The sequence below is a fragment of the Bradyrhizobium sp. 195 genome (genome assembly GCF_023101665.1).
Classification (GTDB): Bacteria; Pseudomonadota; Alphaproteobacteria; order Rhizobiales; family Xanthobacteraceae; genus Bradyrhizobium.
In genome coordinates this window covers 5,137,046-5,149,671 of record NZ_CP082161.1, presented here as the reverse complement: position 1 = coordinate 5,149,671, position 12,626 = coordinate 5,137,046, and the positions used below count along the sequence as shown (strand labels likewise).

12 protein-coding genes are annotated in these 12,626 nt (G+C 65.1%); 6 read left to right on the top strand and 6 right to left on the bottom strand.

Translation table 11 applies throughout. The annotated features are described in order from the left end of the window. Positions 1-468, bottom strand: a complete 468-nt coding sequence (locus IVB26_RS23910; protein WP_018321130.1) for a RidA family protein — start codon at positions 466-468, stop codon at positions 1-3. A gap of 245 nt (positions 469-713) precedes the next feature. Between IVB26_RS23910 and IVB26_RS23905 the strand changes: the two genes are divergently transcribed. Together IVB26_RS23905 and IVB26_RS23900 are read left to right on the top strand one after the other, a co-directional pair. After that, complete coding sequence (locus IVB26_RS23905) at positions 714-1,559, top strand: cell envelope integrity EipB family protein (protein WP_247967670.1); 846 nt, start codon at positions 714-716, stop codon at positions 1,557-1,559. Positions 1,560-1,893: 334 nt separating this feature from the next. Further along, positions 1,894-2,295 carry a RidA family protein gene (locus tag IVB26_RS23900; protein WP_085351382.1) on the top strand — a complete coding sequence of 134 codons (402 nt, stop codon included), beginning with the start codon at positions 1,894-1,896 and terminating at the stop codon, positions 2,293-2,295. Between the two features lie 90 nt (positions 2,296-2,385). Here the strand turns inward: IVB26_RS23900 and IVB26_RS23895 are convergent, their stop codons facing one another. Further along, positions 2,386-2,787 (bottom strand): ACT domain-containing protein, encoded by a 402-nt coding sequence (locus IVB26_RS23895; protein ID WP_247967669.1) that lies wholly within the window; start codon positions 2,785-2,787, stop codon positions 2,386-2,388. Positions 2,788-2,980: 193 nt separating this feature from the next. Between IVB26_RS23895 and IVB26_RS23890 the strand changes: the two genes are divergently transcribed. Beyond that, entirely contained in the window at positions 2,981-3,136 is a 156-nt protein-coding gene (locus IVB26_RS23890) for a hypothetical protein (RefSeq protein ID WP_008548553.1), read from the top strand. A gap of 16 nt (positions 3,137-3,152) precedes the next feature. Here IVB26_RS23890 and IVB26_RS23885 read toward each other — a convergent pair whose 3' ends face one another. Further along, the gene (locus tag IVB26_RS23885) at positions 3,153-4,439 is read right to left on the bottom strand and encodes a DNA polymerase IV (RefSeq protein ID WP_247967668.1); all 1,287 of its coding nucleotides are present in this window, start codon (positions 4,437-4,439) and stop codon (positions 3,153-3,155) included. After that, positions 4,436-4,747 carry a DUF3572 domain-containing protein gene (locus tag IVB26_RS23880; protein ID WP_247967667.1) on the bottom strand — a complete coding sequence of 104 codons (312 nt, stop codon included), beginning with the start codon at positions 4,745-4,747 and terminating at the stop codon, positions 4,436-4,438. The genes IVB26_RS23885 and IVB26_RS23880 overlap by 4 nt, the downstream gene beginning before the upstream one ends. 241 nt (positions 4,748-4,988) lie before the next feature. Between IVB26_RS23880 and IVB26_RS23875 the strand changes: the two genes are divergently transcribed. Both IVB26_RS23875 and IVB26_RS23870 read left to right on the top strand, forming a co-directional pair. Next, positions 4,989-5,354 carry a response regulator gene (locus IVB26_RS23875; RefSeq protein WP_008566616.1) on the top strand — a complete coding sequence of 122 codons (366 nt, stop codon included), beginning with the start codon at positions 4,989-4,991 and terminating at the stop codon, positions 5,352-5,354. Between the two features lie 14 nt (positions 5,355-5,368). Further along, the gene (locus tag IVB26_RS23870; RefSeq protein WP_247967666.1) at positions 5,369-6,742 is read left to right on the top strand and encodes a PleD family two-component system response regulator; all 1,374 of its coding nucleotides are present in this window, start codon (positions 5,369-5,371) and stop codon (positions 6,740-6,742) included. Positions 6,743-7,036: 294 nt separating this feature from the next. On the opposite strand, the gene IVB26_RS23865 is transcribed toward IVB26_RS23870, so the two are convergent. Further along, complete coding sequence (locus tag IVB26_RS23865) at positions 7,037-7,642, bottom strand: TetR/AcrR family transcriptional regulator (RefSeq protein ID WP_346732890.1); 606 nt, start codon at positions 7,640-7,642, stop codon at positions 7,037-7,039. Between the two features lie 129 nt (positions 7,643-7,771). Between IVB26_RS23865 and IVB26_RS23860 the strand changes: the two genes are divergently transcribed. Beyond that, a complete protein-coding gene (locus IVB26_RS23860; protein WP_247967664.1) occupies positions 7,772-9,010 on the top strand; it encodes an MFS transporter in 1,239 nt (412 codons plus the stop codon). Positions 9,011-9,193: 183 nt separating this feature from the next. On the opposite strand, the gene IVB26_RS23855 is transcribed toward IVB26_RS23860, so the two are convergent. Further along, a complete protein-coding gene (locus tag IVB26_RS23855) occupies positions 9,194-12,598 on the bottom strand; it encodes an adenylate/guanylate cyclase domain-containing protein (protein WP_247967663.1) in 3,405 nt (1,134 codons plus the stop codon). Positions 12,599-12,626 lie beyond the last annotated feature (28 nt).

The window sequence follows — 12,626 nt, the reverse complement described above, 5'->3', positions numbered from 1 at the left end:
TCAGGCGACCTCGAACACGCCGTCGACCTCGACCGCCGCATCGGCGGGCAGCGAGGCGACGCCGACGGTGGTGCGGGCATGGCGGCCCTTGTCACCGAAGGCGGCGACCATCAAATCCGAGGCGCCGTTCAGGACCTTCGGCCCGTCCAGGAAGTCAGGCGCCGAATTGATGAAGCCACCGAGGCGGACCACGCGCACGACCTTATCGAGGTCGCCCAGCGCCGCCTTGACCTGGGCCAGCAGGTTCACCGCGCAGCCGCGTGCCGCCGCAGCGCCGTCCTCGATGGAGACGCCGGCGCCCAGCTTGCCCTTGGCGATCAGCTTGCCGGCGGGGTCGAAGCAGACCTGGCCGGAGACGAACAACAGATTGCCGGTGCGCACGAACGGGACGTAATTGGCGACGGGCGTGGGAGCCTCGTGCAGCTTGATGCCCTGTTCCGCCAGCTTCTGCTCGACCGTGCCCGCCATGTCCGACCTCGTTGTCCAGAAATCATTCGCCCCGGCGCGTCCGCAGGCGGCCGGGCGCGCCCTGTTTCGCCCATCGGGCCGCCACATGCAAGCAACCGGAAGGGGGCTGTATTTGTTGAGGCCCGGCAGCAGGTTCAACGCAAGGGCCGCAACTTTACGTGAAACGGCCTCAGTTGCGACGCAATGGAACGGTCATTAAAATGTCGAATCTGCGCTTCCCAAGGACGCGTCCCCAAGGAATAGACATGGTGCACCTTTTCCGGACTTCGCTCGGTGTGATGGCGCTCGCGGCGGCCGCTTTCGGTCCCGGCGGCGGGGCTCAGGCCGCCAACGGTCCGTTTCTGGCGCATCAAGCGCTCTATGACCTCAGCCTGGTGAAATCGCGTTCCAACTCCGTCAACAGCGCGCGTGGCCGCATCCTCTACAACTTCACCGGAAGCTCGTGCGAGGGCTACACCTCCGAATTCCGTCAGGTCTCCGAGCTCGACAGCGGCGAGGGCAAGGTTACGCTCAGCGACCTCCGTTCCAATTCCTGGGAGGATGCCGCCGGCAAGAGCTATCGCTTCAAGATCGAAACGCGCATGAACGAGGCGGATGCCGGCCGGGTCGACGGCTCGGCCGAGCGCGACGGCGACCACATCAACGTCAAGCTGAAGCTGCCGGCGCCGAAGAGTTTCACCCTCGATGGCAAGATCGTGTTTCCGACCGAGCAGATCCAGCGCATCATCGCGGCAGCCAACGAAGGCAAGTCGCTGCTCGAGCTCTCGGTCTATGACGGCTCCGACGACGGCCAGAAGGTCTACAACACGCTGACCGTGATCGGCCAGCCGGTCCCCGCCGACCGCGCCGGCTCGCCGGATCCGTCGACCTCCGACGAGCACATGAAGTCGCTCAAGCGCTGGCCCGTCACCGTCAGCTATTTCGACCGCGAGGCCCAGCAGAAGGAAGGCGAGCAGACGCCGGTCTACGCGATGGCGTTCGAGCTCTACGAAAATGGCGTCTCGCGCCAGCTCGTGCTCGACTACAACGATTTTGTCATTTCCGGCGCGATGGGCAAGTTCGACGTCAAGGACAGCAAGCCCTGTAATTGAGGGGGCGCTCCCTCTGCGCGAGCAGGGCCGTAGGGTGGGCAAAGTAGCGTGCCCACCACTTCCCAGGTCAACTGCAAGATCGTGGGCACGGCGCTGGTGCTCCTATGCTCACCCTGCAAGATCTATTCTATCACCGTCACGCTGAGGCGGCCGCTTCTTGAGCGGCCCTCGAAGGGCGACGGCCCGGCTGCAGTAGCGGGGGCCGTGCATCCTTCGAGGCTCGCTGCGCGAGCGCCTCAAGATGACGGAGTGCCATTGGTGCGCGTCGCATCTAGCTCTTGTCATGATCCCCAGCTACGCTCCCGCCCAAGCAAAAACCTAAGGGAGCCAGCCCATGCCCAAGCTCGATCATCTCCGCCCCAGCGGCTTGCATCACAATCCCGCTTATTCCCACGTCGTCACGGCGACCGGCGCGCGGACTATCTACATTTCCGGCCAAGTGTCGGTGGACGAGGAGGGGCGGATCGTCGGCGAGGGCGATATTGCCGCGCAGACGACGCAGGTGATGCAGAATCTCGGGCACGCGCTGAAGGCGGCGGGGGCGAGCTACGCCAACATCGTCAAGATCACGACCTTCGTCGTGAACTACAAGCCGGAGCTGCGCCCCATCATCGGCAAGGCTCGCTCCGCCTTCTTCGAAGGCATGGAGCCGCCGGCCTCTACGCTCGTCGGCGTCTCCGCACTCGCCGCGCCGGAATGGATGATCGAGATCGAGGCGGTGGCCGTCGCGGATTGAGGTGATCGTAGGATGGGTAGAGCACTTGCGAAACCCATCGCGCCTGGTGCGCGGAAAGAGCTTGATGGGTTTCGCTTCGCTCTACCCATCCTACGTTGCTTTGGACATCTCTCGCAGGAGAGCCAGCGCCTCGTCGGCCCGGTCAGCCCGCACGAAGAGATGATCGTGATGGTAAGCCGAGACGGCGTTCACGCTGATGCCGGCTTCGGCCAGACGCGCCGTGATGGCGGCCAGGAAGCCCACCGCATCGAGCGCGGAGCGAACCGTCAGGGTGATCAGGCGCGATGGAAATTCATGGCGCAGTCCGGCACGTTCGGCCTCCTCGTGCAGTAGCACCAGCGTCGTACCTTCACGTTCGCGGAATGTCAGCATCGGGCTGATCGTGGCTGGAAGCCTCGCGCCCGGCGCAAGCGTGCAAAACACGAAGGTGCCGTTCATCATCTCCGGCTTCATGCCTTTCAGCAGCGCGTCGAGATCGCATTCGCCTGTCACGGTGCGAGCCTCAGGACGAGGAAGGACGCCATTGCGAAGCTGTCGGCGCCGGCGGCTGTGGAAACCATGTCCAACATACCTTTGTATGTCTCCTCCAATCCTTCTCATACGCCGAGCTTACGCTGGTACAATTGAGCGACGGCGGGAGATTCTTACAATTTGAGTCCACTCGGGTCACTGCGAGGAAGCTCAAATGAACGTGGTCATTCGAAAGCTCAACGGCCTGTGGCACCTCATCGTCGGATCTTGTCAGATCCGTACTCCGTTCCTGGAGACACAGGATCGGCAGCTGGTGGTTCAGTATGCCAGGCGCGCCTATCCGGGGGCACGGATCTTCGAACGCGACTGAGTTGAGCAGGGCTCGATCACTCCTGCGCCTTCGGTCGCTCGTAGGCAATGCCGCGGATCACGGCGGCGCTGCCGAACTTCTTGCGCAGGCTGTCCACGGCGCGCTCGGCATGGGCGGCGCGGCGGTCGAGCATGTCGGTGTCGTCGATCGCCGATCCCTCGCGCAGCGCGCTGACGCCGGCGCCCATCAGGCGGAAGGCGGTGCCGTCGATTTCCTTGGCCAGCATCTCGCGGCAGATCGAGAAGATCTTCGCGGCGAGCTGCGTCGGCGCCGCGATCGACTGCGAGCGGGTGCGCTGGCGGAAATCGGCGGTCTTCAGCTTCAGCGTCACGGTCGAGCCGGCGAGCTCGCTGCTCTTGAGCCGCGACGACGTCTTTTCGCACAGCCGCCACAGGATCTTCTCCAGCGTCGCGAAATCGCGGATGTCGGTCTCGAAGGTGGTTTCGCTGGAAATCGTCTTGGCGCCCCGATCAGGCTCGACGCGACGGTCGTCGATGCCGCGCGCGAGCCGCCACAGCCGGCGGCCATCGCTCGGAAACTGCCGCATCATCTCGATCTCGTCGGCCTTCTGCAGGTCGGCGATGAGGCGGAAGCCGCGCTGCACCAGGCGCTCCTGCGTGGCGGGGCCGACGCCGAAGATGAAGCCAACCGGCTTGTCCGCGAGCATCAAACGTGCGTCCTCCTGGTCCAGCGCGGCAAAGCCACGCGGCTTGTCGAGGTCGGACGCGATCTTGGCCAAAAACTTGTTGCAGGACAGGCCGACCGAGACGGAGATGCCGATGTCGCGTTCGACGTTGCGGGCAAAGCGCGCCAGCACCTTGGCCGGGATCATGCCGTGCACCCGTTCGGTGCCGGAGAGATCGAGGAAGGCCTCGTCGATCGAGAGCGGCTCGACCAGCGGCGTCAGCGCCTGCATGGCCTGGCGCACCTCGCGGCCGACGCGAACATACTTCGCCATGTCGGGCGGGATTACGGTCGCATGCGGGCAGGCTTCGAGTGCCTTGAACATCGGCATCGCCGAGCGCACGCCATAGGTGCGGGCGATGTAGCAGGCAGCCGACACCACGCCGCGCTTGCCGCCGCCGATGATGACGGGCTTGTCGGCAATATCGGGGTTATCCCGCTTCTCGACGGTCGCGTAGAAAGCGTCGCAGTCGATATGCGCGATGCTCAGCGTCGACAGCGCCCGGTGGCGGACGAGGCGAGGGGAACCACAGGCCGAGCAGCGCCGCACGCCCATGTCCAGATCGGCCAGACAATCCCGGCAGAAGCAGCGGGGCCCGGCCGGGTCGGAGCTGGTCACGGCACGTCGCGCTCCCAGGAAGGGTCGCCGAGCGCGTCGCCGAGGACCTGCCGCGCTGCGGCAACGTTGGTCGGGTGTAGTTCCGCGGAGCTGGCAAAGGCCTTCACAGTGGCGTCATCGCGCAGCACGAAATCGAGCACACTGAGCAGGAAATTGGGGTCCGCGGCAGCATTACGCAGGGTCTCCGGACCGACCCCTGTCTCAGCCAGGAACAGGCCCAGCCGCTCGGGCTCGCTCGCGACGAAGGACAGTGCCTGAATCGCAACGATTTCAGCGACTTCGCGGGGGTTGTGAACAGGCTTTTTCAAGGGGACGGTTTGCCTTTCCGTTAACTTTCGGTCTCTAATTTGGAATCATCATGCCCGAGTCTCGTCCGTGAGTCTTCCGACCCCAGGCAAGCAACTGGAAACCACATCGCGGAAAGTCGACCCTCGGGTTTAACGAAACTCAAGCGAATCTGAGGCTAGTTTGAATCCAGTTTTCGAAACGCCGGAAAGCGGCGTCTGAGGCGTCACATGTACTGGTCTGCGGACCCATCAGGAGGGCGGGATGGCTAAGACCGTCCTGATCGTGGAAGACAACGAGCTCAACATGAAGCTCTTCCGCGACCTGTTGGAGGCGCACGGCTACCAGACCTCCGGCACCAGCAACGGCTACGAGGCGCTCGACCTCGTTCGCAAGATGCGGCCCGACCTCGTGCTGATGGATATCCAATTGCCGCAGGTCTCCGGCCTCGAGGTGACGCGCTGGATCAAGGACGATCCGGAGCTGCGCGCCATTCCCGTCGTCGCGGTCACGGCGTTCGCGATGAAGGGCGACGAAGAGCGCATCCGCGAGGGCGGCTGCGAGGCCTATTTGTCCAAGCCGATCTCGGTCGGCAAATTCATCGAGACGGTCCGGCGTTTTATCGGATAGGAAGTGAGTTCACAGTGTCCGCGCGTATCCTGGTTGTCGATGACGTTCCTGCCAACGTCAAACTCCTCGAAGCCCGCCTGTCCGCCGAATATTTCGACGTGATGACCGCCTCGAACGGCACCGAGGCGCTGGCGATCAGCCGCCGCGCCGAATGCGACATCATCCTGCTCGACGTGATGATGCCTGATATGGACGGTTTCGAAGTCTGCCGCCGCCTCAAGACCGATCCGGCGACGCACCACATTCCCGTCGTCATGGTGACGGCGCTCGATAGCCCGGCCGACCGCAATCGCGGGCTGGAGGCTGGCGCCGATGATTTCCTGACCAAACCCGTCTCCGATGTCGTGCTGATCGCGCGCGTGCGCTCGCTGACGCGGCTGAAGATGATGACCGACGAACTGCGCATGCGCGCCATCACCTCGCTCGAGATCGGCATGCAGGCGCCCGAGCGCAGCGCCGTGGCCGACACCGGCAAGGGCGGCCGCATCCTGCTGGTCGACGACCGTCAGTCCTCCTACGAGCGGCTGGCGACGATCCTTGCCGCCGAGCACACCATCGACGTCGAGCCGAACCCGACGGAGGCGTTGTTCCACGCCGCCGAGGGCAATTACGACCTGCTGATCGTCTCGCTCGACCTCAACAATTTCGACGGCCTCAGGCTCTGCAGCCAGGCGCGCTCGCTGGAGCGGACGCGGCACGTGCCGATCCTGGCGATCGCCGACCCCGAGAACTCGACGCGGCTGCTCCGCGGCCTCGAGATCGGCGTCAACGACTACCTGCTGCGTCCCATCGACAAGATCGAGCTCTTGGCGCGCGCACGCACCCAGATCCGCCGCCGCCGCTATACCGATCATTTGCGCGACAACGTGCAGAACTCGATCGAGATGGCGATCACCGATGCGCTCACCGGCCTGCACAATCGCCGCTACATGGAGAGCCATCTGGCGACGCTCGCAGAGCAGGCCGCGACCCGCGGCAAGCCGTTGGCGCTGATGATCCTGGACATCGACTTCTTCAAGTCGATCAACGACAATTTTGGCCACGACGCCGGCGACGACGTGCTGCGCGAGTTCGCGGTGCGGGTCCGCAAGTCGATCCGCGGCATTGATCTGGCCTGCCGCTACGGCGGCGAGGAGTTCGTCATCGTGATGCCCGAGACCGATCTCCATGTCGCCGGCATGGTCGCCGAGCGCCTGCGCCGCTCGATCGCGGGAGAGCCGTTCGCGATCCACAAGGGTGCCAAGCGCATCGAGGTCACGATCTCGATCGGCCTGACCACGCTGGAGCAGAAGGGCGAGGCGGTAGGCGACGTGCTCAAGCGCGCCGACACCGCGCTCTATCGCGCCAAGCACGACGGGCGCAATCGCGTGGTGTCGCAGGCGGCGTGAGGGCGCCCCCGCGAATTCGCGAAAACAACCCCATGCACAGTAGCCGGCGCTAGCCGGATCAATGGCTTACGGGGGTGGCAAAGCGGCGTGCGCTGGCAGCAACGCCGTTTGACTCGTCGGGCAAAACAGGGGCATGTTGTTAGGATCGCGACAGTCCCACAAACTCCGCTGTCATTCCCCGCGAAGGCGGGGAATCCAGTACGCCGCGGCTTCTCGGTTCTAGCTTTACTGCTGGTGGAATACTGGATCACCGGCCTTCGCGGGTGATGACACCGAATAATGCGTCGACAGCGGTTATTGTGGCGTGGGCTTGCGCTTCCTGACCGGCTTCGCACCATCCCCCACATCCACCCCCGCATTCTGCAAGAGCACCTTCGCCGCTTCCTTCGCCGCGCGCGCCATCGCGGGGTCGTCGCGGACGAGGTCCTGTGCGATGGAGCCATCGACCAGCAGCACGAGCTGCGTTGCCAGCGCCTCGGCATCCGCAACGCCGAGCTCGTTCAGGCGGTCGCGAAACCAGACGCGGCGGCTTTCCTTGAAGGCAACTGCGATCTTCTTCACGGCACGGTCCTGAGGGCCAAGCTCGGCCACCGCATTCACGAACGGGCAGCCGCGGAAATCCTTGGCCGCAAAGCGCCGCTCCAGCGAATCGAAGGTGGCGAGGATCTGCTCGGCCGGCGGCTTGTCGGAGGGACGCTGAGCTACGAAGCGGCGTTGCAGATAGGCCGCGATCAGCGCGTCCTTGGAGGGGAAGTGGTTGTAGAGCGTGCGTTTGGAGATGCCGATCTCGGCCGCGATGGTGTCGACGCCGATCGCGCGAATGCCCTGCAGATAGAACAGCTTGTCGGCGGTCTGAAGGATCCGCTCTTTCATCGTCTGTGGGGCGGGCGGGGGAGCCATGCGGTAGCGCGCGTCCAGTTCGCTTGACAGCACCAGCTATCCATAGCCTAAGTACACAGGTCTGTGTACCCAAAATCAACGGCAAAAGCGGACGACGGCAATTGCGCCGTGCCCAAAAGGGAGAAGAAAATGCCCCTGCTGCAGGTCCTGCGTCCGACATTGCCCATCCTGATCGGCGCCTCGATCATGCTGACGCTGAGCATGGGGCTGCGGCAGTCGCTCGGGATATTCATGCAGCCGCTGACGCATGACATCCACATTTCGATCTCTGATTTCACGCTGGCGCTGGCCGTGCAGAACCTCGCCTGGGGCTTTCTTCAGCCGCTCGCCGGCGCGATGACGGTGCGCTACGGCTTCCGTCCGATCATGATCGTGGGATCGCTGATGTACATCGTCGGCCTCATTCTGATGGCGACCGCGAACGGGCTGGTCAGCCTCATGATCGGCGCCGGCGTGCTGATCGGCACCTCGCTCGCCTGCACCGCGGCGGCGATCGCGATGTCGGTGGCGGCGCGCGCGGTGCCGGCGACGGTGCGCTCCACCGTGCTCGGCATTGTCTCCGGCGCGGGCTCGCTCGGCGCGCTGCTGTCGGCGCCGATCGGACAGGTGCTCAACGAGGGGTTTGGCTGGCGCATCGGCCTTGCCGGCTTCGTCGTCATGTCGGTGCTGATGATCCCCGCGGCCTGGTATGCCGGCCGTGTCGATCAGGTCCCGCTGCCCAAGCCCGCCCCCGATGACATTGGCGATGCGACCGCCGCGTCGGTAACCAGGGCGGCGTTCGGGAACGCCTCCTTCGTGGTGATGACCTGCGCCTATCTCGTTTGCGGCATGCAGCTCGTGTTCCTCACCACGCATCTGCCGTCCTATCTTGCGATCTGCGGCCTCGATCCGATGCTGAGCGCGCAGACGCTCGGCATGATCGGCGGCTTCAACGTGCTGGGTTCGCTGTTCTTCGGCTGGGCCGGCGAGCGCTGGAACAAGCTGGCGCTTCTGGGCGGCATCTACATCCTGCGCTCGCTGGCGCTCGCCTGGTACTTCATGCTGCCGGCAACGCCGTTCTCGACGCTGCTGTTCGGCGCGATCATGGGCTTCCTCTGGATGGGCGTCGGCCCGCTGGTCGCAGGCGCCGTCGCCGAGATGTTCGGCCTGCGCTGGCAGGCGATGATCCAGGGCCTCGCCTTCATGAGCCACCAGATCGGCAGCTTCCTCGGCGCGTATGGAGGCGGGGTGCTCTACGACGCGCTCGGCTCCTACACAATGGCCTGGCGCATCGGCGTGGCGCTGGGGCTAGCCGGCGGCATCTTGCAGGTGGCGTTCGCGCTTGTCAGGCCGTCGCAGCCGCCGGCGCCGGTGCTGCGGGCGGCGTAGGCGGGAAGGGTGATCGCGAGCGTCGGCTTGGGAGCTCATAGCGGTCCCCACGCTACTTGGTCGTGATGGTCGCTTGTGACCCTGAGCCGCCGTTCAGACGTGGACGGCTTCATGCCACTGCTGAAAACCGTCCAGATCCCATCCAAGCGACTGGCTAAGAGCCAGCCATGCTCGTGCACCTCATTAACTAGCGGTATCTCGGGTCTTCTCGGAGCTGGCAGTGATCTCGCGAAGTGTTGCTCTGGCAGCCTGAAGATCCGCTGTCCCAAAACCCTCAGTGAATTGGCTGTAGAGCGGGATGACAAGGTCGTGAGCCTCGTCGTGCCGACCTTGTTCGTTCCACAAGCGTGCAAGACGTGTCGCTGCGCGCAACTCCCACAGCTTGGCACCTTGCTGGCGCGCCGTTGCAGCGGCCTGCCCGAACTGTGCTTCCGCCGCGATCGGGTCGGGCTTGGGCAACTGCAACATCAGCTCGCCCATGATCCGATGGAGTTCGGCCTCGAACCATCCCTCGCCGGTTTCTTCCACGCGATCCAGCGCCGTTTCAACCAGCTCCAAACCTTCCTCCACCGCGCCCAAACAGCCGCGTGCCTCAGCCTGCAGGCCGAGGAAATACGGCTCATAGAGACCAGCCCCGGTGGCACGCCATGCCGGAAGGCCCTGCCGAAGCTGCGTGAGCCCAATCTCCGCTTCACCCGACTGAGTCAGAGCCCAACCGCGGATTACCGTGGCAGGCGCGAGGAAATGCGGAAATCCCTGTTCGGTCGAGAGCTCAACCAGTGCTTCGGCTCGGTCCTTCGCCTCACGCCACGCCAGACAATACTGCTCGAAGAAAGACGCGAACAAAAGGGCGTAAGCCACCGTGTTGAGGTGAGCGAGCTCACGTGCCGCATCGAGCGCTTCGCGGCTCCGCGTCCGAGCCTGCTCCGGATAGCCCAGCGCAAACAACGTCCATGAGAGCCCCGACAGCGCAGCCACCCGCGGATCCTGCACATAGAGAGAGACGAGCGAGTGATGCTGCTCCCGGTCATAGAGGGCAAGCGTCCGCTCCAGATGGATGCGGGCAGCAGGCAGCTCGCCGCGCCACAATGCACCGGTCCCGCAGATGCGGTGAGCAACCACCGCCGGCGACGTGTCATTATGGTCCTGCGCCCGGCGAAGAAACTCGTCTGCCACGCTTCGCGCCGCGTTGTGCTCGCCTCGCACCCCGTGGAACACCCATTGACCGTAGAGCACGGGCCAGAGCTGAGCGGCGGCGCCGAGCTGCTCGCAGAGCTCGCGAGCACGGGCGTTGGCTCGCCCGGCTTCCGGCGCTGCCCAGCCTTGCGTTGCCATCAGTGCCACACCCAACGCCACCTGGAGGTCCAGTTCTCGCCGCGGGCGGGCGACCTCGGGCAAGCGCGCAAGCAGGCCCAACCCGCTCCGCAACTGCGCCAGCGCTTCAGACATCGCCGAGCGCGTGATGGCTCGCTGTCCCGCCCTCAGCCAATAGTCGATCGCCGGTTCGACCAGTCCGGCCTCCATGTAATGGTGGGCCAGAAGTTCGGGCTGCACCTGCACCTTCTCCGGAAAATGCTGCTCAAGCGCGGCAGCGATCCGGGCGTGCAAGCGCTGCCGTTTCGCGCGCACCAGCGTGGCATAGGCGGTGTCCTGTACGAGTGCATGCTTGAAGCTATAGGTCGCCTGCGGCGCAGTTCCTCTCTGGAACACCAGGCCCGAGTCGACAAGCTCGTCCAACCCCGCCTGCAGATCGCTCTCCGGCAGCGCGGCAGCGATCCCGAGCAGTTCGTGAGAGAATTCCCGGCCAATAGCGGCTGCGACCTGGGCCACCTCCCGGGCTGGAGCCAGCCGGTCGAGCCGCGCCAACAGTGACTCCTGGAGCGTGGCCGGGATCGCCATCGGCGGCAGCGGTCCGGCAAGCGCGTAGTGGTCGCCCTCATCGCGGAGCAAATTGGTCTCCAGCACCGTCCGCGTCAGTTCCTCGACGAACAGCGGCACGCCGTCCGTCTTGGCAACGATCTGGTCGAGCACGGCAGGGGGTAGCGCCTTGCCGCCGCTCAGCTGCGCGACCATGGCCGCACCCTGCCGACGGCTCAAGCGGCTGAGGGTCAGCGCTGTGACGTGGGCATAGCGCATCCAAGGCGGCTCGAACTCGGGCCGGAAGGTCATGAGGACGAGTACGCGGGCGCCTTGCACCCGGTCGACCAGGAGATCGAGCAGCTCGAGCGACGTCGGATCTGCCCAGTGCACGTCCTCGTACATGGCCAGCACGGGCCGCCTTGCTGCGAGCCCCAATACCTGAGCGACCAGCTCCTCGAGTGTCCGCTCCTTCTGCCGATGCGGACTCATCTCGAGGGGCGGGTACCGCGCACCCGTCTCGAGCGACAGTAATGCCGCGAGCAGCGGCGCCACCGCGGTGACATCGTCGGTCGATAGCGCGAGCAGCGCCTGGAGCTTGTCGAGCCTCGTTGCGGCGGGATCGTCCGTGGTGAAGCCCGCCGCGCGCTCCAGCAGGCCGATCACAGGATAAAGCGGGCTGGTCTGATGGTGCGGTGAGCAGTAGTGGCTCAGGGTGGTATGCGGCTCATCTTCAAGTCGTCCGCGCAGCGTCCGCACAAGGCGTGATTTGCCGATGCCAGCCTCGCCCGCCAGCAGCACCACCTGGCCTTCACCCTCCTTGGATCGCTCCCAGTGCTCGAGCAGCAGGCCGATCTCATTTTCGCGGCCGACAAGCGGCGTCAGACCTGCCCCGTGCAACGCCTCGAACCGGCTCTCGGCGGCGCCTTCCCCGACCACCCGCCACGGGCGTACCGGTACGGGAAATCCCTTCAAGATCTGCATGCCAAGCTCGGCGAGTTCGAACAGCCCGCCAACGAGCTCCCGGGTGCGAGCGGAGATCACCACCGTGCCCGGGTCGGCCAAGGCTTGCAGCCGCGCCGCGAGGTTCGGCGTGTCGCCGACCACCGTCTCCTCCCGCGCCGCGCCTTCGCCGATCAATTCACCGACAACCACTGGGCCGGTCGCGATACCGACCCGGGCCGCCAGTGACTTGCCATGCGCCGACTCCAGTCTGTGCACCGCCGCGACTGCAGCGAGGCCGGCCCGTACAGCGCGTTCGGCCTCATCTTCATGGGCGCGAGGATAACCGAAGTAGGCCAGCACACCATCCCCCATGTACTTTGCCACGTACCCTTCGAACCGCGCGATCGCGCCGGTCACTACGCTCTGATAGATCCGCAGGACTTCGGCCATTTCCTCCGGATCGAGGCGCGCCGCGAGGGCGGTCGAGTCGACCAGGTCGACGAACATCACTGTGAGCTGGCGGCGCTCAGCCTCGGGTGCGAGCCAAGCCTTTTCGGAGATAGCGGCGGGTGCAGACGTGGCAGGAGTAGTGGCCGAAATTGAGCCGGCACGCAGGGCAGCAATGGCGGCGAGCAGCTTGCGGCGATGGCCGATCGAGGCGACGCCGAGCCCGATTAAATCCTCGGCCGTGAGATCGGCCAGGACCCCGGCGTCGACGTCGTTCTCGCGGAACGCCTGCTCGTACTGTCCCAGCCCCAAACCGCGCAGCCAGGCCGCGACGTCCATGGGCTCATCTCCCGGCTCGGCCGTCCTC

What these genes read in the sequence shown, in the direction of transcription:
- IVB26_RS23910 (WP_018321130.1), bottom strand. Translation starts at nt 468, where the DNA reads ATGGCGGGCACGGTCGAGCAGAAGCTGGCGGAACAGGGCATCAAGCTG.
- IVB26_RS23905 (WP_247967670.1), top strand. Translation starts at nt 714, where the DNA reads ATGGTGCACCTTTTCCGGACTTCGCTCGGTGTGATGGCGCTCGCGGCG.
- IVB26_RS23900 (WP_085351382.1), top strand. Translation starts at nt 1,894, where the DNA reads ATGCCCAAGCTCGATCATCTCCGCCCCAGCGGCTTGCATCACAATCCC.
- IVB26_RS23890 (WP_008548553.1), top strand. Translation starts at nt 2,981, where the DNA reads ATGAACGTGGTCATTCGAAAGCTCAACGGCCTGTGGCACCTCATCGTC.
- IVB26_RS23875 (WP_008566616.1), top strand. Translation starts at nt 4,989, where the DNA reads ATGGCTAAGACCGTCCTGATCGTGGAAGACAACGAGCTCAACATGAAG.
- IVB26_RS23865 (WP_346732890.1), bottom strand. Translation starts at nt 7,642, where the DNA reads ATGGCTCCCCCGCCCGCCCCACAGACGATGAAAGAGCGGATCCTTCAG.
- IVB26_RS23860 (WP_247967664.1), top strand. Translation starts at nt 7,772, where the DNA reads ATGCCCCTGCTGCAGGTCCTGCGTCCGACATTGCCCATCCTGATCGGC.
- IVB26_RS23855 (WP_247967663.1), bottom strand. Translation starts at nt 12,598, where the DNA reads ATGGACGTCGCGGCCTGGCTGCGCGGTTTGGGGCTGGGACAGTACGAG.